Origin of the sequence: Streptomyces prunicolor (assembly GCF_045162825.1) — a bacterium.
Classification (GTDB): Bacteria; Actinomycetota; Actinomycetes; order Streptomycetales; family Streptomycetaceae; genus Streptomyces; species Streptomyces prunicolor.
Genome location: NZ_CP108676.1, coordinates 10,846,434 through 10,867,887 on the forward strand (window position 1 = coordinate 10,846,434; position 21,454 = coordinate 10,867,887).

The 21,454-nt window shown below is 71.2% G+C and carries 17 protein-coding genes; 6 read left to right on the forward strand and 11 right to left on the reverse strand.

Annotated elements, in window-relative coordinates; genetic code table 11:
* Positions 1-112 precede the first annotated feature (112 nt).
* The 3 genes from OG588_RS49010 to OG588_RS49020 form a co-directional block, all read right to left on the reverse strand.
* The gene (locus OG588_RS49010; RefSeq protein WP_405952997.1) at positions 113-1,918 is read right to left on the reverse strand and encodes a RecQ family ATP-dependent DNA helicase; all 1,806 of its coding nucleotides are present in this window, start codon (positions 1,916-1,918) and stop codon (positions 113-115) included.
* Between the two features lie 154 nt (positions 1,919-2,072).
* Positions 2,073-2,669: an NADPH-dependent F420 reductase gene (locus OG588_RS49015; protein ID WP_405952998.1), complete on the reverse strand. Its 597-nt coding sequence runs from the start codon at positions 2,667-2,669 to the stop codon at positions 2,073-2,075.
* 86 nt (positions 2,670-2,755) lie between these two features.
* Positions 2,756-3,595 carry an inositol monophosphatase family protein gene (locus OG588_RS49020; RefSeq protein WP_405952999.1) on the reverse strand — a complete coding sequence of 280 codons (840 nt, stop codon included), beginning with the start codon at positions 3,593-3,595 and terminating at the stop codon, positions 2,756-2,758.
* A gap of 134 nt (positions 3,596-3,729) precedes the next feature.
* Between OG588_RS49020 and OG588_RS49025 the strand changes: the two genes are divergently transcribed.
* Positions 3,730-4,653, forward strand: a complete 924-nt coding sequence (locus OG588_RS49025; RefSeq protein WP_405953000.1) for a LysR family transcriptional regulator — start codon at positions 3,730-3,732, stop codon at positions 4,651-4,653.
* 280 nt (positions 4,654-4,933) lie between these two features.
* Here OG588_RS49025 and OG588_RS49030 read toward each other — a convergent pair whose 3' ends face one another.
* The 3 genes from OG588_RS49030 to OG588_RS49040 form a co-directional block, all read right to left on the reverse strand.
* A complete protein-coding gene (locus tag OG588_RS49030) occupies positions 4,934-6,556 on the reverse strand; it encodes a cellulose binding domain-containing protein (RefSeq protein WP_405953001.1) in 1,623 nt (540 codons plus the stop codon).
* A 257-nt stretch (positions 6,557-6,813) separates the two neighbouring features.
* Entirely contained in the window at positions 6,814-7,233 is a 420-nt protein-coding gene (locus tag OG588_RS49035; protein WP_405953002.1) for a hypothetical protein, read from the reverse strand.
* Positions 7,234-7,285: 52 nt separating this feature from the next.
* Entirely contained in the window at positions 7,286-7,453 is a 168-nt protein-coding gene (locus tag OG588_RS49040; RefSeq protein ID WP_405953003.1) for a hypothetical protein, read from the reverse strand.
* On the opposite strand from OG588_RS49040, the gene OG588_RS49045 reads away from it, so the two are divergent.
* Positions 7,452-8,540, forward strand: a complete 1,089-nt coding sequence (locus OG588_RS49045; RefSeq protein WP_405953004.1) for a ricin-type beta-trefoil lectin domain protein — start codon at positions 7,452-7,454, stop codon at positions 8,538-8,540. The genes OG588_RS49040 and OG588_RS49045 overlap by 2 nt on opposite strands.
* A gap of 243 nt (positions 8,541-8,783) precedes the next feature.
* On the opposite strand, the gene OG588_RS49050 is transcribed toward OG588_RS49045, so the two are convergent.
* The 4 genes from OG588_RS49050 to OG588_RS49065 form a co-directional block, all read right to left on the reverse strand.
* On the reverse strand, positions 8,784-9,797 hold the full coding sequence (locus OG588_RS49050; RefSeq protein ID WP_405953005.1) for an NAD(P)H-dependent flavin oxidoreductase: 1,014 nt from the start codon (positions 9,795-9,797) through the stop codon (positions 8,784-8,786).
* A 52-nt stretch (positions 9,798-9,849) separates the two neighbouring features.
* Positions 9,850-11,004, reverse strand: coding sequence for an acyl-CoA dehydrogenase family protein (locus tag OG588_RS49055; protein ID WP_405953006.1), 1,155 nt, complete (start codon positions 11,002-11,004; stop codon positions 9,850-9,852).
* Complete coding sequence (locus OG588_RS49060; RefSeq protein ID WP_405953007.1) at positions 10,988-13,111, reverse strand: acetate--CoA ligase family protein; 2,124 nt, start codon at positions 13,109-13,111, stop codon at positions 10,988-10,990. The genes OG588_RS49055 and OG588_RS49060 overlap by 17 nt, the downstream gene beginning before the upstream one ends.
* Before the next feature lie 78 nt (positions 13,112-13,189).
* On the reverse strand, positions 13,190-14,728 hold the full coding sequence (locus OG588_RS49065; protein WP_405953008.1) for an APC family permease: 1,539 nt from the start codon (positions 14,726-14,728) through the stop codon (positions 13,190-13,192).
* Positions 14,729-14,886: 158 nt separating this feature from the next.
* Here OG588_RS49065 and OG588_RS49070 point away from each other — a divergent pair, with 158 nt between their 5' ends.
* Together OG588_RS49070 and OG588_RS49075 are read left to right on the forward strand one after the other, a co-directional pair.
* Positions 14,887-16,281, forward strand: coding sequence for a flavin monoamine oxidase family protein (locus OG588_RS49070; RefSeq protein WP_405953009.1), 1,395 nt, complete (start codon positions 14,887-14,889; stop codon positions 16,279-16,281).
* A gap of 29 nt (positions 16,282-16,310) precedes the next feature.
* On the forward strand, positions 16,311-17,198 hold the full coding sequence (locus tag OG588_RS49075) for a TetR family transcriptional regulator C-terminal domain-containing protein (RefSeq protein WP_405953010.1): 888 nt from the start codon (positions 16,311-16,313) through the stop codon (positions 17,196-17,198).
* Positions 17,199-17,266: 68 nt separating this feature from the next.
* On the opposite strand, the gene OG588_RS49080 is transcribed toward OG588_RS49075, so the two are convergent.
* Entirely contained in the window at positions 17,267-18,382 is a 1,116-nt protein-coding gene (locus tag OG588_RS49080) for a serine hydrolase domain-containing protein (protein WP_405953011.1), read from the reverse strand.
* A 171-nt stretch (positions 18,383-18,553) separates the two neighbouring features.
* Here OG588_RS49080 and OG588_RS49085 point away from each other — a divergent pair, with 171 nt between their 5' ends.
* Positions 18,554-19,435, forward strand: coding sequence for a GyrI-like domain-containing protein (locus OG588_RS49085; RefSeq protein ID WP_405953012.1), 882 nt, complete (start codon positions 18,554-18,556; stop codon positions 19,433-19,435).
* A gap of 220 nt (positions 19,436-19,655) precedes the next feature.
* Entirely contained in the window at positions 19,656-20,885 is a 1,230-nt protein-coding gene (locus OG588_RS49090) for an MFS transporter (protein ID WP_405953013.1), read from the forward strand.
* Positions 20,886-21,454 lie beyond the last annotated feature (569 nt).

Here is a 21,454-nt window from a genome sequence, read left to right on the forward strand (position 1 = left end):
TCAGCGCCTACATCCGCCGTCGACGCCGCCGGCTGCCGGTGAGGTGACGGGCGCGGCCCGCTAGGGCGGGGCTGCATCGGGACCGGGACACCCGGGACCCGCGGAGCCTGCGTCAGCGCGGTGCGTCGGGCAAGGCGACGAGCAACTGCTTGTCCGTCACCACGGCCAGCGACAGGGTGCGATAGCCGACCGACTCGAACAGGATGGTGATCTTGCCGTCGCCCTCGCTCATGACCTCGCCCCGGCCCCACTGGTCGTGGTTGACGCGGACGCCCGGCAGGTAGGCGTGGTCGTCCGTCGCGGGGCGTGCAACGGTCTCCGCCGCCCGGACGGCACCCGCTGTGGCGTTCGAGCGGGCACCGGCCCGGGGCCACCAACGTTGCCGTGCGGTGGCCTTGTCGGGCCGTCCCGCGTCCACGGACCGCTCGCGCCGCAGTCCGCTCGCAGGCTTGGTCACCGGACCCGTGCAGTTGTCGCACGCCCCGCACGGGACGGGGACGGAGTCGCCGAAGTAGCCGAGGAGGAACCGCCGCCGGCAGTCGGTCGTCTCGGCGTACCCGCGCATCATGTCGACCCGGGACTGTTCGAGCTTGAGGTGTGTGGCGTGGACGGCGAGGGCGCTCCGCACAACGGCGTCGACATCGTCGTCCGCGGAGGTGCCGTCGGCGCCGATCGCGCCGGTGAAGCGACTGCCGTCCCGTCCGGTACGGACGGCCCCGGTCTCCTCCAGCAGGTTCAGCACGGCGGACAGTGCCGTCGCGCCGAGGTCGCACTCGGCCCGGAGCCGCGTCGCGCTCACGGCGGCCGCCTCGCCGCGCAGGAGTTCGGCGACGCGGCGCAGTGCGTCGGCGTCGGGAGCGCCGGTGGCGAAGAAGCGTTGCAGGCCCAGATCCTGCGGGCGGTAGGCGAGGATCGCCCTGGCCGGCGCCCCGTCGCGGCCGGCCCGGCCGATCTCCTGGTAGTAGGCGTCGAGCGAGCCGGGGACGGACGCGTGCAGCACGAACCGTACGTTCGCCTTGTCGATGCCCATCCCGAACGCCGAGGTGGCCACGACCACGTCGAGTTCACCGGAGCTGAACCGGTCCTGGGCCTGGCGGCGTTCGGCGGCGGAGAGGCCCGCGTGATAGCTCGCGGCGGCCAGTCCGAGGTCGCTCAACTGCTCGGCGTAGCTGTCCGCCGCCTTACGCGTCCCCGCGTACAGGATTCCCGGCTTCTCCTCGACGGCCGTCCGCTCCAGGACGAACCGCTCCTTGGCGGCCGCGTCCTGAAAGGCCGTCACGTCCAGGTGGATGTTGGGACGGTCGAAGCCGGCGACTATCTCCACCGGGTCGGTCATGCCGAGACGTTCGGCGATGTCACGCCGTACCGGGGCCGCCGCGTTCGCGGTCAGGGCGAGCACCGGCGGGTTGCCGAGTCGCTCGCGCGCGTGGCGCAGCCGCAGGTAGTCCGGCCGGAAGTCGTGCCCCCAGGACGACACGCAGTGCGCCTCGTCCACCACCAGCAGCCGGGGACGGACGGCGGCGAGCCGGTCCGTGACGTCCGGCTTGGCGAGCTGCTCAGGAGCGAGGAAGACCACGTCGACCGAGGAGGCGCTGATGCGGGCCCATGCCGTCTCGTTGTCGCTCCGGCGCTGCGCGGAGTTGATGGCGGCGGTGCGCAGCACGCCGGATCCGAGCAGACTCTGCATCTGGTCCCGCTGCAGCGCGATCAGCGGCGAGACAACCACGACCGGACCGCCGAGCAGGACCGCGGGCACCTGGTACACGGCGGACTTGCCCGCGCCGGTGGGCATGACGGCGAGTACGTCACGCCCCTTCATCACGGCCTTCATCGCCCTCAGTTGGGCCGGACGCAACTGCTGCCAGCCGAAGACCCGACGGGCGGTGCCGCGCAGACGACGGGACGTGAGTGCGAACATGGTTCTCCTTGAAAGGGGGCGTCCAACCGCCGTGTGTCTGGCGGCTACCCCGGTTCGCCGGGATATCGCCTCGCGACGGGGCCGTGTCTCCCAACGCCGTTTGCTCGCTGGGTGAAGCTGATCGACTTCGAGACGACCGCGCCGAGCACGTGGATCAGCGGGCGATCGAGATCGCGAAGGGCGCGAATCCGCTGGACCGGATGACATGCGGTACGAACAGGATCGCGCTCTCGGCGGCCCGGGCCGTCTCGATCCCGCCGAGGTCCGTGATCCACTCCTGCCGCCACCCGAGGTCCACGAGAAGTCCACGCACGACCTGCTTGGCCTTCGGGTCCGCGCCGGAGAGGAAAGCGGTGGGCGGCTGGGCGAGCGAGGAGGGCGCGGTCATCACCGAGTGGAGCATCGTGTTGAGCGTCTTGACGACGAGCGTCTCGGGCAGCGCCTCCTGAAGCTGCTCCGCGAGACTCGAACCGGGGTAGAGCAGGTCGGCGGGCAGTCCGTCCGGTCCGTCGACGGTGGCGTTGGAGACATCCACGAGGATCTTGCCCCGCAGTTCCGTGCGCAGCGCGGCGAGCCGCTCCAGCGAGCCTGCGCCGGGGGTGGCGTTGATGACGACGCGCGCTGTTCGTACGGCGTCCGCGGTGGCGTCCGGCGTGCGGGTCGCCACGGTCACCTCGTGTCCGGCCCGGGTGAGGGCGGTGGCCAGGCCGCCGCCGACGCGGCCGCCGCCAAGAACGGTGATGTCACTCATATCGATCCGGTCCTTCAGTTTCTCGAAAGTGATCAGTGCTCAGTGGTACGTGGGCTCAGTGGTAAGCGGGCTAGGGGTACGTGGGCTCAGCGGGAGAGCGTGGCGACGGCATCGGCGTGCACGTCGGGTGCGGCGGCCAGGAAACTCGCGCTCTCCGGAGTCCAGGGGCGGCCCTCGACGTCGGAGATCCGTCCGCCGGCCTCGGTGACGAGCAGGGCCCCGGGAAGCAGGTCCGCGCGGGCTCCGGCGAACTGCCAGAAGGCCTCGATCCGGCCGGCGGCCACGTTCAGCAGGTGCAGGGTGGCGGGCACGGAGGTCCGCACCACGAGAGCGTCGACGAGCATCTCGGTGATCGACGCGCCGACGCGCCGCACGACCTTCTCGTCCTCGTCCGGTCTGGCCTGGCTCGTGGCCACGATGCTCAGACCGAGTTCCGGGGTCCGGGACACGTGCAGCGGCCGGCCGTCGAGGTGAGCGCCGGCGCCCACGAGCGCGGTGTACGTCTCGCCGGTCATCGGCAGGTGGACCACGGTGAGCACCGGCTGGTTGTCGCGTACGAGGGTCGCGGTCACCGCCCACTCCGGCAGGCCGTGCAGATGGTTGACGTTGCCTTCGGCCGGGTCCACCACCCACCATTCGCCGGCCGGGAGGGCGCCACCCGCCAACTCCTCCTCCACCCAGCGGGCGTCCGGGCGCAGGGCGGTGAGGCGGGGGCGCAGGATGTCGAGAGCCGTGTCGTCGTTGGCGGCGAGCGCGCGCATCAGCTCGTCGAAGGTCCGGTAGGGGACCACGTCCCCGAAGCGGTCGCGCAGCGCCGTACCCGCCGTGCGTACGACGATCTCGGTCCGCGCGAGCAGGTCGGCGTCGGAGGGGACGGCGGGGTCGGTGGTGGTGGCATCGCCGGTGTTCCGCATCGATTCGGGCATGGCGGTACTCCCATCTGAGCAGGGGGATTGAGGTCGACCGGGCGAGAACCTGGTTCGTCCGCGCCCGCAGTTCGAAGGTAGGAGAGGCCATCGTTAACATCAAGTGCATGTAAAGCACGGCTAGCATGACTCCCATGCAACTGGATCTGAATCTGCTGGCCGCACTCGACGCCCTGCTGGAGGAAGGCAGCGTCGCCGGTGCCGCCGACCGCCTGCACGTCACCGCCCCCGCGATGAGCCGCAGCCTCGGCCGGATCCGGCGGACGACGGGGGATCAGATCCTGGTGCGCACAGGGCGCACGATGACCCCGACGCCGTACGCGATCGCCGTGCGGGAACAGGTGCACGACCTGCTCCAGCAGGTCCGGGGTGTGCTGGCGCCGAGCCGTGAGCTCGACCTCGCGACACTGGAACGCACCTTCACGCTCCGCTGGCACGACGCGCTGGTCGCCCTCGGCGGGCCCGCGCTGCTGGCTGCCGTGCGCGCGCAGGCACCCGGTGTGCGGCTGCGCTTCATCGCGGAATCGAGCATCGACACACCGGAGTTGCGTCGCGGCGAGGTCGACCTCGCCGCGAACGCCGACCGCCCGACCGCACCCGAGATCCACGCCGACCGGGTGGCCGAGTCCCAACAGGTCGTCGTCGTACGGCGGGGGCATCCGCTCACCCGCGTCAAGACCGTCACCGCCGCGCGGTACGCCGAGGCGGAGCACATCAGCGTCTCGCGGCGCGGCAGGCTCGGAAACATCCTCGACGACGCTCTCGCGCGCCTCGATCTCACGCGACGTGTGGTGGCCACCGCACCCACGGAAAGCGCCGCGTTCGAGTTCGCGCGGGGCTCCGATCTCGTCGTCACCGCTCCCGGGTCCACGGCGCGTTCGGCTGCCGCGGATCTCGGCATGGCCCTGCTCCCGCTCCCGCTCGACCTTCCACCGGCCCCGGTGTACCTGTCGTGGCATCAGCGCTACGACACCGACCCCGCGCACATCTGGCTACGAGATCTTGCGCGGACCGCGCTGACCGCTGCGGTGAGCGGAGAGGGGCGGACGGCACGGTGACATCCCTTGTCGGGCGCCGGTCGCGGGTGCGTCGCGCACGAAGATCTCGTCGAGGGGGACGCCCTTGGCGGACAGGGAGGGGTGCGAAGGCCGCGAAGACTGTCAGGACGAGGGCGGTCACCACTCAGGTCGAACGCGGTCGCGCGTCCACGGCCGCGCCGACCCGCCCCCCCCCACATACACCGTGCGCTTCCACTGAACGTGTCCGCGGCTTGTGCGGGCCGAGGTGAGTCTCGGCCCGCACAAGCCGCTTTGTGTGGGCGCGGGTGGCCCCGCGGACTCAGCCCGCGTAGGTCGCGAACAGTTTGGAGAACTGGTACGGGGTCTGCGGGATGTTCGTGCACTTGCTCAGGGCGCCGGTGCAGGCGTTCCCGTCGCGGGTGACGTCCCAGAAGCCCAGTTCGCCCAGGTGGTTCTGGCGGGCGAAGGTGAGCACCTGCTGTGCGTCGGCGGCGGTGAACACCTCGCTGGCGGTGTCGTTCTGGCCGAGCATCGGGGTGAGGCCGACCATGGCCCAGGTCTGGGCGGTGGTGAGGTTCGGCCACACCGAGGCGATCTGGGCGCGGGTCGAGGTCGCGGCCTGGATGGCGTAACTGCCCATCTTCCCGGACGGGTTGGGCGCGGCGCTGTCGCCGTAGTCCATGGCCATCAGGTTGACGGTGTCGACGTTCAGGTTGTGCGACTTGGCGGAGTTGAGGATGTAGACGCCGTCGGCGGTCAGGCCGCTGGGCAGGACCGGGAGGGTGAGCGTGACCTTGAGGTCGCGGCCCTTGGCGCGCTGCGCGGCCTGGACGGCGGCCACGGCCGTCGAGCGCCGGTCGATCGAGGCGTGGTCGACCGCCGCGGCGCCCTCGATGTCGAAGTCCACGCGGTCCAGGGCGTAGGCGTCCACGACCTTCTGGTACTGAGCCTGGAGCGCGGTCGTGCTGGTGCAGGCGAGGGCCAGTTCGGTGCCGGACGCGCCACCGAAGGACGGCCGGACGTCACCGCCCATCGCGCGCAGCGAATCGAAGTCCGCCCGGTCCCAGGCCGCGCCCGGGTCGAAGGAGTTGAACCAGCTCGCGTTGCAGCCGGTCGACCCGGCGGTGATGAAGCCGAGCGAGAACTGGCGCAGCCCGGTGTTCGTGGCGATCTGCGTGAGGTTCGGCGTCGGGTAGGCGCCGAGGTCGATGAAGGGGGCGGCCACGCCGGGCGCGGTGCCGCTGCCCGCGGTCGCGGTGAGCGTCGCGGAGTGCGCCGACTCGTTGTTGGAGTCGTCGAGTGCGGTCACCGAGAAGCTGTGACCGCTGCCGGCGAGCAGGCCGATCACCGTGAACGTGGTGCCGGTGCCGGAGGTGGTGGCGATGACGTTGCCGCCCTCGTAGACCCGGTAGCCGACCACGCCGACGTTGTCGGTCGAGGCGTTCCAGCCCAGCGTGACGCTGCCGGGGCCACTGGCCCGGACGGCGAGGCCGGAGGGGGTCGAGGGTGCGACGGTGTCGGCGGGGACGCCGTCGCAGGGGCCGTTGTTGATCAGGCAGGCGCTCGGCGGGACGACCGAGCCGGTGTAGCTGAAGTCCATGCCGACGACGGGCGCGGAGTCACCGGGGGCGAGCGGGGCCTCCCAGGTGGGGGAGGTGATCGTGTACTGCGTCCCGCTGTGGGTGAGCGTGCCGTTCCATGAACTGGTGACGGCCTCGGTGGCGGGCAGGGTGAAGGTGATGGTCCATGAAGTGACCGTGTGGGTCGACTTGTTGGTGACCGTGTAGCCGCCCTCGAAGCCGGCACCCCAGGTGGAGGTGATGCCGAAGGAGGCGATCAGACCGGTGTTGTCGGCCGCGTGGGCGGCCGGGGCGGCGATCGTGGTCATGCCACCGACCATCAGGGCGGCGGTCAAAGCGGCGCGCAGCGACGCACGTCTCATGCGGATGCTCCTCCGTGGGGCGAGGCCGCGCACGGCGTCGCGCCGGTACGCGGATTGCGGTGCCCTGCACGCCCGTCGCACGGTGGAGGGGTGCGGGTGGGGAGGAGCCGTGCGACGTGGTCAGGGCGGGGTGAAGCAGGGGGAAACCGTCGAACGGCGAGTCGTGAAGTTAATGGGAAACTTTCCTTACATCTGCCTGCGTAGCGAAGCGTGGCTGCCCGCGTCGGCCGGCGTCAAGAGATCCGGGAAAGATTCGTCTAGACCAATTCCGGTCCCGGGGGTGCGAGTTGCCGCCTGAGGCGGTCGCGGACGATGTCCTCGGCGTCCGCGACGATCGCCACGATGGTGGGGACCACCGTCTCGCAGCTCTCCACCCGACCGGCCCACCACATGCCGCCCTCGACGTCGCCCTCACCCGGCACCCGTTGCCTGCCGTGCTTCCCGGAGGCGAGTTGGGCGACGTCGGAGAAGGCGGCTCCGGGGCGCGTGCAGAGGCGGGCGATGTCCTGCGAGACCGAATTGCGTGCGACCCGGGCGGTGTTGCCGAACTTCCGGAAGGTGACCTTGACCCGGTGGGTGTCGGCGCCCTGCTCGGCCCCGCCGATCTGTTCGTGGCCGGAGGCGTCGGCGGTCGGAACTGCCGTGGCCCACAGGTTCGTTGATGTCCTGTGCGGCACGCCGACGCCGTGAGCTCCCGGCGCCGGACGGCCACCGCGTGTCGCCCTTTGCCTAGGCGGTCGTGGGCACGACAGAATCGCCCTCGGGCACGAGGACGGTGATCGTCGGCGCCCGCTCTACGCCATCGCGGACCACCGCAGGCCACCACGACGTCTTCGGCACTTCGACGCCGTACCGGCCGCGCGGGAATCCACCACCCCAGTACCGGAAGGACGACATGACGGCCTCCTCCGAGGATCCGACGGCGGAGGCCGCCACGGCCCGGACCGACCAGCCCGACGCCGCGTCGCTGCCCCTGCCACGCCGGTCGAAAGGGCCCTCGGTGATCGCCGAGGCCGCCGCCTCGCTGGGGCCTGCTGCCGCCTCCGAGTCCGAGGCTGTACCCGACCCCGGGCCCGTGTTCCCGCCGCCCATGTCCGCGGTGGCGGCCGAGTTCGCGGCACTCACCGAGCATGCGCCGGACACCCGGGCATCAGGCGGGCGTACCGATGCCCTCGCTGGGGACGTGACCGACCATCGCGCCGACATCACGGCCGTTCCGAGCCGGTCCGCGCCCCGACCCGTACGGCGCCGCAGGATACTGATCGCCGCTGCCGCCGGCGTCGGTGTTCTGCTGACCGGCACTCTGTTCCTCATGGACGGCGATGACGGCAAGGGACGTTCGGCAGCCGGTGCCGGATCGGACACCGTCCGGGGCAGCGGACAGGCCGGGGACGTCACCGACTCGTCCGATTCCGCCTCGCCGTCGGGTGAATCCTCCGCACTCGAAGCCGACTCCACCCGGCGGTCCAGCAGGCAGCCGACCCCGAAGACCGGTCTACCGACATCTGGTGGGGCCACAGCCACCGCGAAGGGCGGTGCCAAGAACAGCGGTGCGCCGTCCGGGAGTTCCTCGTCGGCCGCCGGTTCCAGCGACACCGCCAAGGGCGTACTGATCCGGGGTCAGGGCTCCGGCCGCTGTATCGACGTCACCGGGGGCAGCTCGGCGGACAACACCCGCCTGCAGATCCGGGACTGCACGAGCGCCGCCCGGCAGACATGGCAGTTCGCGTCGGACGGAACAGTGCGCGCCCTGGGTAAATGCATGGACGTCGACGGCGGTTCGCGGACGGACGGCGCGTGGATCAAGCTTGTCGCCTGCAACGGAACCGGGGCTCAGCGGTTCCGGCTCAATGCCGCGCACGATCTGGTCAACCTCCAGGCCGACAAGTGCGTGGACGTCACCGATGCGGGGACCGGCAACGGCGCGGAGCTGCAACTGTGGAGCTGCACCGGCGGGGACAACCAGAAGTGGAGCACCGGCTGACGGCATGCCCCCACGGGCAACGCCGTTGCTCTACCGGGCTGTTGGCCTGGGTGGGGGGTGGTGAGGGATGGATGGTGACGGTGTCGTCGGGTGTTCTGGTGGGCTGGGTCCGCGTGAGGGGATCGGAACGTTCGGCCCTTCGGATCAGCCCCAGGAGGCAGGTCGTTCCCGGCAGTGCGCCGAAGGTGCGCCGGGTTGCCCGCCCGCGACGGCATCGGACGGTGTCAGTGCCGTATGAACCGGTCAGCCCGCCACCGTCGGGGTCATGTCGGCCGACGGTACGAGCTGCCGCCGGAGACGGTCGCGGACGATGTCCTCGGCGTCCGCCACGATCGTCCGGACCACCGTCTCGCAGCTCTCCACACTGTCGATGAGACCCTGCGCCTGACCGGCCCACCACATGCCGCCCTCGACGTCGCCCTCACCCAGCACCCGTTGCCTCCCGCGCTTCCCGGAGGCGAGTTCGGCGACGTCGGAGAAGGCGGCCCCCGGGCGCGCGCCGATCCGGGCGATGTCCTGCGAGACCGCGTTGCGCGCCACCCGGGCGGTGTTGCCGAACTCCCGGAAGACGATCTGGGTACCGCGCTCGTCGTTCGCGACGATCCGGGCTTTCACGTTCGGGTGGATCGGCGCCTCCGCGGTCGCCTCGAACCGGGTCCCCATGTTGATCGCGCAGGCCCCGAGCGCCAGGGCCGCGACGAGCCCGGCGCCGGTGGCGAAGCCGCCGGACGCGATGATCGGGATACGCAGCCTGCGGGCGGCGGCCGGAATCAGGACGAGGCCGGGGACGTCGTCCTGACCGGGGTGCCCGGCACACTCGAACCCGTCGATGCTGACGGCGTCGACGCCCAGTGCCTCCGCCTTGAGCGCGTGCCGGACTGCGACGGCCTTGTGCACGACCTTCACCCCGGCCCGCCGGAACGCGGGCAGGTGCGGTGCGGGGTTGCTGCCCGCTGTCTCCACCACCTTCACGCCCGAGTCGATGATGACGGCCCGGTAGTCGTCGTACGGCACCGGCTCGATGGTGGGCAGGATGGTGAGGTTGACGCCGAACGGCCTGTCGGTCAGTTCGCGGCAGCGCGCGATCTCCCGTGCGAGCGCCTCCGGGGTGGGTTGGGTCAGCGCGCTGAGGAACCCCAGCGCACCGGCGTTCGCGACGGCCGAGATCAGCTCGGCGGTGCCCACCGCGAGCATTCCGCCGCACACGATGGGATGTTCGACTCCGAACATCTCCGTGAACTCGTTCCGAAAGGTCATGTCACTCCTGTTGCCGGGCCACGGTCGAAGACGTCACGGGGAAGCGGCTCCGTCACAGGCGCCGCGAGATGATCAGCCGCATGATGTCCGAGGTGCCCTCCTCGATCTCCTCCAGCTTGGCGTCGCGCATCCACTGCTCGACCGGGAACTCGCGCGAATAACCCCAGCCGCCGAGGGTCTGGACGGCGCCCCAGGTCACCGCCATCGCGGTCTCCGAGGCCTGGAGCTTCGCCATGGCGGCGAGCTTGGTGGCATCCGCCCCGGCGTCCATCCGGCGTGCCGCGTGCAGGGTCAGCAGCCACGCCGACTCGATCCGGGTCGCCATGTCGGCCAGCCGGAACGCGACGGCCTGGTGCTCGATGATCGGCTTGCCGAACTGCTTGCGCTCACGGGCGTACTTGAGCGCGTACTCGTAGGCCGCGCGGGCCGCTCCGGTCGCCGCGGCGGCCAGCACGATCCGGGAGATGCCGAAGGTCCTCATCAGACCGCGGAAGCCCTGCCCCTCGTCCCCGAGCCGGTCGGACTCGGGCACGAAGACCTCGTCGAAGAAGATCTCGCGGCACACGATGGCGCGCTGGCCCATCTTCCGCATGGGCTCGCCGAACCTCATCCCCTCGGCGCCCTTGCGCAGCAGGAAGGCGGTCACCCCGGAGGAACCCCGGGTGGGATCGGTCTTGGCGAAGACCACGTACTGGTCGGCCAGGCCCGCGTTGGAGATCCACACCTTCTGCCCGCTGATCGCATAGCCGCCCTCGACCCGGACGGCGGTGGTGGCGATGGAGGCGGCGTCGGAACCCGCCTCCGGTTCGGTCGTCGCCAGCGCGGTGTAGAGGGGGTTCGGACCGGCGAGCGGACGCAGCCACTCGGCCTTCTGCTCGTCGGTGCCGAGCGCGAGCAGCGGGTCGGCGAAGAACCCGTTGGAGCAGACGAAGTTGCCGATGCCCGGGTCGCCCCAGCACATCTGCTCCTGGACCAGGCACTGGGTCACGACATCGGTGAACCCGCCCCCGCCGTACTCCTCGGGCAGCATGAAGTCGGTGATGCCGACCTTGGCCGCGGCCCGGAAGATGTCCAGCGGCGACTCGATGTCACGCTCGTCGACCTCGCGTCCGCGCGGCCGGATCTCGTTCGCGGCGAACTCCCGGCACAGCTCGACGATCGCCCGCTGCTCATCGGTCAGCGGCCAGGGCTCAGTGGACGTGCTCACGTGATGTCTCCTGCTCCTCGGTGGTTTCCCGGTGGCCGTTCACCCCGGTTGCTTCACGTGCAGCCTTCGCTACGAAGTCCTCGGCGCGCGGGACGACGAGCGCGTCCACGGCCAGGGCGCCCTCGGGCCCGACCCGGATGGGGTTGATCTCGATATCCGCCACGCCGGGGGTGGCCGCGATCGCCTCGGACACGGTGACGACCGCGTCGATCAGCGCGTCGAGGTCGACCGCGGGCTGTCCCCGCCAGCCGTCCAGCAGTCGGCGTGAGCGCAGACGGTCAAGCATCCCGGCAGCCGTCCACCGGTCGACCGGTGCCAGTTCCACGGACACGTCATGCCAGAGTTCGGCGAGGACCCCGCCGTGCCCCACGGTCACGGTCGGACCGAAGTCGCGGTCCCGGCGGGCGCCGATCAGCAGCTCGACGACGCCCGGCCGGGTGTCCTGTTCCTCGACGACGTACTCGCCCGGTCCGAGCCGCTCGTACATCTCGCGGAACACCGCGTCGGCGGTGTCCGGGCCCAACCCCGTTCTGACGGCCCGGTGTTCGCTCTTGTGCTCGATCCAGCCGGCCTTGAGCACCAGCGGCGCTCGCAGCGACGCGCAGGCCGCCGCGAACCCGGCCGCGTCGGTGACCCGCCTCGCCTCGGGCATCGTGATGCCGAGTGCGGTGAGGAACGTACGAGCCGCCCAGTAGCCCGGCGCCGGGACGGTTGCTTCGGTCCGTACGGTCATCGGCGCCGGGCGGGGCCGCCCGCCCAGCTGGGTCAGGTGGCCCAGCGCGCCCAGGGCCGCGTCGACGGTGTCGAAGACCGGGACGCGTTGCTTCCGCAGCCGGGCGACCGCGGGCGAGGCGGCGCTCATGCTGTGCACGATCAGGGGCACGCGCGCCGCGTCCGTCCGCCGGCGTCGGCCGAGGCGGTCGATCACTGCGGACTCGGCGTCCACGAGGCTCGGCGAGTCCTCGCCGTAGCAGCCGAGATATCCCGACAGGACGATCGAGTCGACCTCGCCGGAGGCGGCCACCAGTTCGGTGACCCGCGCGTAGACCTGGAGGTCCGCCTCTCCCGCTCCCGCGAGGTCCACCGGATTGGACACCGTCGCTGCGGCGGGGAGCAGATCACGCAGGCGCGCCTGGAGCGGTTCGGTGAAGACCGGCGCCCGGAGGCCCCGGTCGGCGGCGAGGTCGGCGGCGATCCCGCCCTGCCCGCCGCTGTCGCTGACGATGGCGACCCGGCGTCCGCCCGGGGGAGTGGTCGCGTCCAACACCCTTGCCGCGTCGACGAGTTCACGCGGGGTCGCGACCCGGAGGGCTCCGGCGGCGCGGCACGCGGCGTCGACGACGTCGAGGGCGGAGGTCATCGAACCCGTATGGGACCGCGCGAGAAGACGGCTGCCCTCGCTGGCACCGGTGGTGAGCACCAGCGCGTGTTTGCCGGCGCGGTGGAGGGCTTCCAGGGCGGTGACGATCCGTGCTCCGTCGGCGAAGCTCTCCAGGTAGAGCGCCACGGTGCGGGTGTGTTCGTCGGAGACGAGCGATTCGAGTACGTCGACGGCTCCCACGTCGAGCTGGTTGCCGACCGAGTAGAAGCGCGACACACCCAGACCGGCCCGGGCGCCGAGGCCGGCGATCTCGGAACCGAGCTGACCGCTCTGCGAGACGATCGCCAGCCTGCCGGGTGTGAAGTTCCCCCAGGCGAGCCGGAGTTCCGCGGCGGCGTTGAACAACCCGAGGCTGTTCGGTCCGATCAGCCGCGCGCCCGACTCGCGCAGCAGCGCGGCGAGTTCGGCCTCGTCGGCGCCGAGTCCCGCGGTGATCGAGAGGAAGGCGCGGCACCCCTTGGCGAGTGCGTCGCGGACGACGGGGAGGACGTGTCGTGGCGGCACGCACAGGGCGACGAGGTCGGGGGCCTGCGGCAGGTCGTCCACCGTTGGACGGCAAGGCTGGCCGAGGACCTGTGCGGCACGGCGGTTGACCAGCCACACCTGTCGCCGGCCAGCTCCGGCGAGGGCGCCGGTGGCGAGCCAGTAGCCCCATTTGGCGTGGTCCTCGGTGGCACCGACGACGGCGACGGACGAGGGGTCGACGAAGGCCTGGGGAAAAGACACGGACGATCTCCCGGATGCGGGGGCGCGGGGTGAGGAAATCCTGGGCGGGCGGCGGAAGTTCGGGCAGCGGGCCCGGAGTCAGGTGCGGGCCGCGACGGCCGGCCGACGGGCGAAGAACGCGGGGTACAGGCGCCGACAGACCAGGAGGGCGAGCAGCCCCAGCACGACCGTCCCGGTGCCGATCACGAACGTGCCGCCGATGCGCGATCCGGAGGAGAACGGGAGGGTCCAGCTCGTCCCGCTGTTGATCGGATCCCACGCCTGCACCAGGCTCCAGGCACCCGCGCCGAGCAGGACGACCCCGCCGATCGCGGGCAGGACCACGGTCAGCCAGATGTCCGCGGCTCGGTCATGCGGCCCGGCGCGGTGCACCCAGGCGGAAGTGAGTCCGGTGAGCCCGTAGTAGAAGGCGATCAGCACCCCGCACGCGGACACCGCGTCGCCGAGGACGAGACCGTGGCCGAGGAAGTTCAGCGCGACGTACACCACCGCACCGACGACGCCGACCGCGATCGTGCCCACGTGCGGGATGCGGAAGCGCGGGTGCACCCGGGCCAGTGCGCGGGGGAGCGCGCCCTGGTCGCCCATCGACAGCATCGTGCGGCTCAGGGTCAGCACGGTCGTCTCCGTCGAGGCGGCGGCGGAGGTGAGGACCATGAGGATCAGCAGGTGCCACAGCACCGAGCCGAAACCGCTCGACCCGAACACCGCGGTGCCGAAGCCGTACAGGACGTCCCCGGAGTTGTCCGGGTTGTTCAGTCCGATCCCGGAGTCGCCGATGCCGGCGAAGGAGAGCGCGGCGAACGTGGCGAGGAGGTACAGCGCCACCAGCAGCACCGTGGACCAGGTCGCGGCCCGGCCGGGGACGCGGTGGCGGTCGGTGGTCTCCTCGTTGACGGTGAGTGCGGTCTCCCAGCCCCAGTAGATGAACAGCATCAGCACCAGCGCGCTGACGAACGCGCTCAGGGACGCGCCCTCGAACGGGTTGAGCCAGGACAGGCTCGGCCGCCGGGCTCCCGTCGGCGCGGAGCCGCCGTAGGCCTTGACGAGCGCGACGACGGAGAGGGCCACGAGCATGCCGAACTCCAGGAAGAGCAGAGCGCGTTGGACCGCGGCCGCGATCTCGATACCGCGGTAGCAGACCAGGGTCATCAGCGCGAGCCAGCCGAGGCCGGCCAGCAGCACGCGCCAGTCCGCCGGTGCGGAACCGATGTCCTCCGCGCCGAACAGCAGGAACACGTACTGTCCCGCGACCTGCGCGAGGCTGCCGATCACCAGGACGAAGGACGCGATGATCGCCCAGCCGCCGAGGAAGCCGAGGCTCGGGTTCAGTGAGCGCGTGGCCCAGGTGAAGATCGTGCCGCAGTCCGGATCGCGCTTGTTGAGCGCGGCGTAGCCGAAGGAGACGAACAGGATCGGGACGAAGGCGAGCACGACCACGGCTGGGGCCTGGAAGCCGACGTATCCGACGACGAAGGCCAGCGTCGCGGTGAGGCTGTAGGCGGGCGCCGCGGACGCCACGGCGAGGATCAGGCTGGTGGCCATGGAGAGCGCGCCGGAGCGCAGGCCCTTGTCCGTCTGGGCCTCGCGCACTTGGAGTTGCGAATCTGAGGTCATTGCCACTCCCGATCTAGTGGTCTACGGGTAACGACAAGAAAACGCAATGACTGATTGGCGAGTCAGACTGGCTGTGGCGGGAGGTGCTGTCAAGACCTCGATCGCAATTTTGTGGAGCATCTTGACTCGCGAGTCAATGTTGCGGCACGGTGGCCGGCGTGACACCACTCGAAACTTCTGCCATCGACACCGAGGTCGTCGTCGTGGGCGCCGGATACGCGGGACTGACCACCGCGTGGCGGCTGGCCGACGCCGGGATCGACGTGGTCGTGCTGGAGGCCGCCGACCGCGTGGGCGGCCGTGTGTTCAGCCAGGTGACCCCGTCCGGGGTGCGCGTCGACCACGGAGGACAGTGGATCGGGCCGAGCCAGCGACGGTTCCACGCGCTGGCGGCCCGGTTCGGCTGCCGGACGTTCCCGACCTGGGAGACCGGCCGGCACGCCGAGATCCGTGCCGACGGCACGCGCGTGGACTACGCGGGCGGCGCACCGGACGCCGGACCGGGCATCGAGGAGTACGAACGCTTCACCGCCCTGCTGGACGATCTCGCCCGCACCGTCGACCTCGAACTGCCGTGGTCCACACCGCGGTTCGCCGAGTTCGACGCCCTGTCGGCCGAGGACTTCTTCCGCGCGCAGACCGACGACGAGGACGCTCTGGCGCGCCTGGCGCTCGCGATCCAGGGCGTCTGGTGCGCCGAACCGCGCGAGATCTCCTTCTTCCACGTGCTGTTCTACCTGGCCTCGGGCGGCGGCTACGAGCAACTGATGGAAACCCGCGGCTGCGCCCAGGACGCCCGTTTCACCGACGGCGCGGACGCGGTGGCCCACGCGCTCGCCAAGTCGCTGGGCGACAAGGTCCGGCTGGGCGAGCCGGTGCTCTCCCTGCGGCAGACCGCGCACGGAGTGGAGGCACACACCGGCCGCACTGCCGTCCGCGCGCGGCGGGCCGTGGTCGCCGTACCCCCGGCGGTGACCGAGCGCATCGCGTTCGACCCCGTGCTGCCCGTCGCGCGGCGCGGCTGGGTACGCCACTCCCCGATGGGACGGGTCGCCAAGGTGCATGCCGTGTACGAGGAACCCTTCTGGCGCACGGCGGGACGCTCCGGGATCGCGACGCTCTACGGCGACGGCTCGGTCGGCGTCGTCTTCGACAACTCGCCCGAGGACGCCTCGCGCGGCGTACTCGTCGCGTTCGTCTACGGCGACCGCCTCGACCGCTGGTCCGCCGGCACCGACACCGAGCGCCGCCATGGGGTGCTGGCCGCACTGTCGGCGGTCGCCGGCCCCCGGGCCGGACAGCCCGTCGACTACGTCGAGAAGATCTGGCCGCGGACCGGCTGGACCGTCGGAGGCTACGAGTGCTTCCTGACCCCGGGCGGCTGGACCCGGCACGGCAGGGACGGCTGGCGCGAGCCGTCCGGGCTCGTCCACTGGGCGGGGACCGAGACCGCGTCGGTGTGGAACGGCTACATCGACGGGGCGATCTCTTCCGGCGAGCGTGCCGCGGCCGAGGTGATCAGCGCCCTGGCGGCCGTCGGACATCTGGGGTGAACCGCCTTGGCTGACATACTGATCGGGTTATGACCAGCATCGAAGAGCGACCGGCCGAGACCGCCGACACGCTGCCGGAACGCGTCCGGACATCGATCCGCGCGGCCGCCGTCTCCCAGCGCGAGGTCGCCCACCGGGTCGGGATGGACCCGACCGCCCTGTCCAAGGCACTGCGCGGGACCCGGCGGCTGCGCGACGAGGAGATCGCCGCCCTCGCGAAGGCCTGCGGGGTGTCCACGGCCTATCTGGTCGAGGGAACCGGTCCCGAGCCCGTGCTCCCGCCCGAGACCGGACGGGACCGGGCGCAGCCGGTGACGGCACAGGAACGCCGGGACCAGATCCTGGAGGCCGCGACCGTCCTCATCGCCCGCCGCGGCTACCACAACGTGCGGGTCTCGGACATCGCCCGCTACTGCGGGACCAGCACGGCGACGGTGCACTACCACTTCCCCAGCAAGGAAGCCACGCTGCACGCGGCGCTCGAGTACTACGCCCAACGGTTCCGCACCCGGCTCGACGAGGAGTTCGGCCGGGCGACGTCGGCACGGGACAAGCTGCGCCGCCTGATCGAGGTCCAACTCCCGCTCGCCGCCGACGACATCGACGAATGGTCGGTGTGGATCCAGTTCTGGAACCAGGCGATGCTCGAACCCCGCCTGCGGCCCGCGCAGCGCCGGATCTACTCGGGCTGGTACCGGGTCGTGGTGGACGTGCTGCGCGAGTGCCGGTCCGAGGGCCTGGCACCGGAGGCGGACGTCGAAGCCCTCGCCGACCGGTTCACCGCCATGGTCGACGGCCTGGCGATGCAGATCCTCGCCGGCTCGACCGAGATGAGGCCGGACCGCATGCGCTCGCTCCTGCTACGGGCCTTCGAACCCCACCTCGACCTGACCGACCACCCGGGCACACCCGGCTGAAGGGCGGGAGGGTCTCGCGGCCGTAGCTCTCTCAGCCCGTGCGCACGGACGCCACCGCCCATGGGCTGTCACCGCAGTCCGCTGTAGGCGGCCATGATGATCTCCATGCCGCGGTTGTCCTCCTGCCGCTCCCGGTCGATCATCTGGTTCATCACGTAGGCCACCGTCATCCGTGCGTCGGGGTCGCTCACGACCAGCGAGCCGCCCCACCCGCCCCAACCGAAGGTGTTGCCGAACTTCCCGAAGCCCACGGTCCAGGCCATCGGCGTCCGCAGCACCCGGTCCTCGCCGCGGAACACCTCCTGCCACGCGGGCTCGCAGCCCTGGGGAGACAGCAGCCGCACGCCACCGGCCGAACCCCGGTTCGCCAGGACCGACTGGACGAGGGCGACGGACCGGGCGTTGCCGAAGCCGTTCACCGCCGGGATCTGTGCACGGCGCCAGGGCACGGAGTTGGCGTCCCTGACCCGGACCGTGGCACCGGTGTGCTCCCGACGTGTGCCGTCGGGTCCCAGCGGTGCGCCGGCGGTGAACTCGTCGGTTTGTGACGGCGGCGGGACGAGCGGGGCGACGCGGTGGTCGTCGGCGGCGGAGAGCCCGATGTGGAAGTCCGCGCCCAACGGTCCGGCGACTTCCTCGGCGAAGAAGTCGCCGAGGCCACGGCCGGTGACGCGGCGGACGACCTCACCGATCAGGAACCCGAAGGTGAGCGCGTGGTACCCGGCGGCCGTGCCCGGTTCCCATTCGGGGGCCTGCGCGGCCAGCCCCGCCGTCACGCACTGCCAGTCGTAGAGGTCCTCCACCGTCGTCGGCCCGGACAGGTCCGGCAGCCCCGCGGTATGGGACAGCGCATGGCGTACCAGCAGACGCTCCTTGCCGGCCGCGGCGAACTCGGGCCAGTAGGCGGCGACCGGCGCGGACAGATCGAGCAGGCCCCGGTCGGCCAGGACGAGCGCGCACAGGGCGGTCATGTTCTTGGTCGTCGAGTTCACGCCCGTGAGGGTGTCGCGCTCCCAGGCGACCGTACGGTCCGCGTCGGCGTACCCGCCCCAGAGGTCGACCACCGGTTCGCCGTCGAGGTGGACGGCGACCGAGGCACCCACGTCGTCCTTGCCGAGCGAAGCCGCGAGGGCCTCCTCGACCGCCGCGAACCGCGGTTCGCACAGCCCTTTAACATCAGTCATGTGCGCAAGCCTCGGCCAGGGCCGAGGCCACCCGCCCGACAATTCCCGCACGGCTTGTGTCGGGCAGGGCGCGAGGGAATCACCTACACCTGAAGACGGCCCGGCCGCAGGAGCTGCCGCATCGGGGTGCGCATTCCTACGGGGAGACGCGAGAAAGAGGGACGGATACACGTGCTGGACCGGCTGAACCAGGCGCTGGACCACCTGGAGAGCCGCCTCGACCAGGAGGTCGATGTGGCCGAGGCGGCCCGGATCGCCGCGGTGTCGGAGTACCACTTCCGGCGGCTGTTCTCCGCCCTCGCCGGGATGCCGCTCCCCGTGTACGTGCGGCGCCGGAGGATGACGCTCGCCGCGGCCGAAGTGCTGGCCGGGGAACGCACGCTGCTCGATGTCGCGGTGCGCTACGGCTACGGGTCGGGCGAGGCCTTCGCCCGGGCGTTCCGGTCGGTGCACGGCATCGGCCCGGGCGAGGCCCGGCGCACGGGTGCGCTGCTCACGGCACAGCCCCGCATGTCCTTCCGCGTCGTCGTCGAAGGCAGTACGACCATGCGGTACCGGATCGTGGAGAAGGAGGCGTTCCGGATCGTCGGCAGGAGGGCCCGGGTCCCGCTGGTGCACGAGGGGGTCAACCCGGGCGCCGCGGCGCACGTGGAAAACCTGGACGAGCGGGCGATCGTACGGATGAAGGAGCTGGCCGGCCGGGAACCGGAGGGGATCCTGTCGGCAGCGGTGTACCTGACCGACAGCCGGGAGGAGGGTGCCGAGGCGGACTACTGGATCGGCGTGGCCACCGGCCCGGAGACGACCGTCGAGGAACTCGACGCCCTCGAAGTGCCGGCCGGTACCTGGGCGGTCTTCGACAACGACGGGCCCTATCCGAGCGCGCTCCAGGAACTGTGGCGCGACGTGTTCACCCAGTGGTTTCCCTCGAACCCGTACACGAGTCGGCCAGGTCCGGAACTCCTGCGGACGCACCTGGTGGAGGTCGGCGAAGAGACCCACTCCCAGTTGTGGATCCCGGTCGAGCGGAACAGCGGGAACGCCGCCGCGTGACGTGTGACGCAGGCCATGATTCTCGTCGCCCGATCGTGGAATGCGTGAGCGCGCGCCGCGGCTGTAGCGCTCGTAGACCTTTCCTGCCCTGAGGGGCGCATCGGGCAACGGTGGTCGGCGCGACAGGCTACAGAAACAGGGCGAACGGCACGCATCACGGTCGTGCCCGTTCTCCCGCATCAGCACCCGAACCGCCGCCCGTGAAAGGTACTTGCGCTCCATGCCCCTGCTGGCCCTTGCCCTCGTCGCGTTCGGAATCGGTACGACCGAGTTCGCCACGATGGGACTGCTGCCCCAGATCGCCCACGGTGTCGGCGTGTCCGTGCCGCACGCCGGCAACCTCGTCTCCGCCTACGCGCTCGGTGTCGTCGTCGGGGCGCCCGTCCTGACCGGCATCGGCGCGCGTATCGCCCACAAACGGCTCCTGCTCCTGCTGACCGCGCTGTTCGTGGTCGGCAACGTCGCCTCCGCTCTCGCCCCGAACTTCGGCCTGCTGTTCGCCGCACGGTTCCTGGCGGGCCTGCCCCACGGAGCACTGTTCGGCGTGGGCGCCGTCGTGGCCTCCCGGCTGGTCGCCCCCGAACGAGCCGGGCGAGCCGTGTCGAGGATGTTCCTCGGACTCACCATCGCCAACATCGTCGGCGTCCCGGCCGGCACCGCCCTCGGGCAGCATCTCGGCTGGCGGTACGCCTACTGCGCCGTCGCCGTCATCGGCCTTGTCGCGCTGGCGGCACTGGCCGCCTTCGTCCCCCACCAGCCCCGCGGCAGCCAGGCCGGCATCCGGCAGGAACTACGGGCGATGGGCAACCGGCAGGTCGCCCTGGGCCTGGCCACCGCCGTCGTGGGATTCGGCGGTTTCTTCGCCGTCTACAGCTACCTGGTGCCGATCCTGACCCACGTGACCGGTCTCTCCGACTCCTCCACGACCTGGGTCCTCGCGCTCTACGGCATCGGAATGACGCTGGGCACACTGATCGCGGGTCCGCTCACCGACCGGGCCCTGCGCCCGACGCTGTACGGCGGCCTCTTCCTGCTCGGTGCGACGCTCGTGGCGTTCTACTTCACCGTCCACAGCACCGTCCCCGCCCTGGTGACCCTTGCCTGCATGGGCGCGATGGGCGCCCTGGTCACCACCCCCGTGCAGATGCTGCTCATGGCCAAGGCGAAGAACGCCCCGACGATGGCCGCGGCCTCCAACCACTCCGCCTTCAACCTGGCCAACGCGGGCGGCGCCTGGCTCGGCGGTCTGGCCATCTCCGCCGGCTGGGGCTGGGCCTCACCGGCCCTGGTCGGCGCGGCGCTCGCCGCAGCAGGCCTCGGCCTCGCCCTCCTCGCGGGCCTCACGGACCGCGACACCGGCAGCTCCGCACTGATCACTTCCGCACCGGCCCAGACCCCGTCAGAACCCTTGTCGACGACGTCTCCAGCGCGGACCGGCAGCGACGCGTAAAAGCCTCGAACACCGTGCCCGCGTCCATCCTCCTGCGGTGGGCCAGGGCCGCCTGATGCAACGGCAGCACCTCGTGGACGACCGTGCGCAGGTCTCCCTTTGCGGGGTGTGGGCGTTCACCGGTCCGGCCGGCGGGGCCGCATCACACCCGACGGTGGTGTCACCGAGTTCCCTGTCCTGCTCTCGGGAGCCCTCCCGGCAGCCATCGCCACCGGCCCGGACGGCCGACCGTGGTTCACGATGAACAGGTCGCGTTTCCGCAAGTCATCGAATTCCGTCGGTAGCCCCACGCCGATGTGGCCCTGTCGAGCAGCCTCTGAGGGTTCAGGGATGGCCAAGCCGAAAAGCCACATTGGCGCCCCGTAGGGACTAGAAGACGGCACCGGCCGTACTGGGAGAAGCGCTTGCTGGAGCCGAGCCGGCAGGATCCGCGATGGACAGCACGCCGATCATCGTGTGGCAGAGCGGTCGGCGCGGCGGGGCGGATCCAGCCCGGTGTGACACAGACCCTCCCGCCGGCCGAGGCGTCGAAGGCACACCACCTGCTGGAGACCGGCACGGGCCGAGGC

What these genes read in the sequence shown, in the direction of transcription:
- OG588_RS49010 (WP_405952997.1), bottom strand. Translation starts at nt 1,918, where the DNA reads ATGTTCGCACTCACGTCCCGTCGTCTGCGCGGCACCGCCCGTCGGGTC.
- OG588_RS49015 (WP_405952998.1), bottom strand. Translation starts at nt 2,669, where the DNA reads ATGAGTGACATCACCGTTCTTGGCGGCGGCCGCGTCGGCGGCGGCCTG.
- OG588_RS49020 (WP_405952999.1), bottom strand. Translation starts at nt 3,595, where the DNA reads ATGCCCGAATCGATGCGGAACACCGGCGATGCCACCACCACCGACCCC.
- OG588_RS49025 (WP_405953000.1), top strand. Translation starts at nt 3,730, where the DNA reads ATGCAACTGGATCTGAATCTGCTGGCCGCACTCGACGCCCTGCTGGAG.
- OG588_RS49030 (WP_405953001.1), bottom strand. Translation starts at nt 6,556, where the DNA reads ATGAGACGTGCGTCGCTGCGCGCCGCTTTGACCGCCGCCCTGATGGTC.
- OG588_RS49045 (WP_405953004.1), top strand. Translation starts at nt 7,452, where the DNA reads ATGACGGCCTCCTCCGAGGATCCGACGGCGGAGGCCGCCACGGCCCGG.
- OG588_RS49040 (WP_405953003.1), bottom strand. Translation starts at nt 7,453, where the DNA reads ATGTCGTCCTTCCGGTACTGGGGTGGTGGATTCCCGCGCGGCCGGTAC.
- OG588_RS49050 (WP_405953005.1), bottom strand. Translation starts at nt 9,797, where the DNA reads ATGACCTTTCGGAACGAGTTCACGGAGATGTTCGGAGTCGAACATCCC.
- OG588_RS49065 (WP_405953008.1), bottom strand. Translation starts at nt 14,728, where the DNA reads ATGACCTCAGATTCGCAACTCCAAGTGCGCGAGGCCCAGACGGACAAG.
- OG588_RS49075 (WP_405953010.1), top strand. Translation starts at nt 16,311, where the DNA reads ATGACCAGCATCGAAGAGCGACCGGCCGAGACCGCCGACACGCTGCCG.
- OG588_RS49080 (WP_405953011.1), bottom strand. Translation starts at nt 18,382, where the DNA reads ATGACTGATGTTAAAGGGCTGTGCGAACCGCGGTTCGCGGCGGTCGAG.
- OG588_RS49090 (WP_405953013.1), top strand. Translation starts at nt 19,656, where the DNA reads ATGCCCCTGCTGGCCCTTGCCCTCGTCGCGTTCGGAATCGGTACGACC.